Here is a 1,167-nt window from a genome sequence, read left to right on the forward strand (position 1 = left end):
TGTTCGCCAAATACACGGTCGAGAAACTCCTCTCCCTCACCGAGGACGGCATCTCCTGCTTCAACCAGGTCGGCGGCCTGGAAGTCGCGACCACCGAAACCCGCCTCGCGGACCTCAAGCGCAAACTCGGCTACGCACAATCCTGGGGCATCGACGGCAAAATCCTCACCCGCGAGGAGTGCAAGGAGCTCTACCCGCTGATCAATGAAGAAGACATCCTCGGCGGCCTCCACGTCCCCTCCGACGGGCTCGCGTCCGCGGCCCGCGCGGTGCAGCTGCTGATCAAACGCACCGAAGCCGCCGGCGTAAAGTACATCGGCAACACCGCCGTGACCGGCATCGAACAGACGAACCGGCGGGTCACCGGCGTGCAGACCCCCGACGGGGTGATCCCGGCCGACATCGTGGTCTCCTGCGCCGGGTTCTGGGGCGCCAAAATCGGTGAAATGATCGGCATGGCCGTGCCCCTGCTCCCGCTGGCCCACCAGTACGTCAAAACCACCCCCGTCCCGGCCCAGCACGGCAAGAACGAGCTCCCCAACGGCGCCCGGCTGCCGATCCTGCGCCACCAGGACCAGGACCTCTACTACCGCGAACACGGCGACCGGTACGGCATCGGCTCCTACGCCCACAAACCCATGCCCGTGGACCTCGACGAGCTCGGAAGCTTCAAACCGGACGAGATCAGCGAACACCACATGCCCTCCCGCCTGGACTTCACCCTCGAGGACTTCCTGCCCGCCTGGGAAGCGACCAAGCAGATCCTGCCCGCCCTGCGCGAAGCCGAGATCGAAGACGGCTTCAACGGCATCTTCTCCTTCACCCCCGACGGCGGCTCCCTGGTGGGCGAATCCAAGGAACTGGACGGCTTCTACGTCGCCGAAGCCGTCTGGGTCACCCACTCCGCCGGCATCGCCCGCGCCGTCGCCGAACTCCTCGTGGACGGCAAATCCTCCATCGACCTCGGCGACTGCGACATCAACCGCTTCGAAGACGTCCAGCTCACCGACGAATACGTCTCCGAGACCTCGCAGCAGAACTTCGTCGAAATCTACGACGTCCTCCACCCTCTCCAGCCCAAACTCTCCCCCCGGAACCTGCGGGTGTCCCCGTTCCACGCCCGGCACAAACAGCTCGGCGGGGTCTTCCTCGAAGGCGGCGGCTGGG

At 65.6% G+C, this 1,167-nt stretch carries 1 protein-coding gene; it reads left to right on the forward strand.

Annotated features, from left to right (window positions below; genetic code table 11):
* Positions 1-1,167, forward strand: a 1,167-nt coding sequence (locus AC5RTT_RS20590) for an FAD-dependent oxidoreductase (protein WP_494146712.1), incomplete at both ends; no start/stop codon positions are given.

The organism is Arthrobacter sp. Y3221157 (assembly GCF_059089865.1).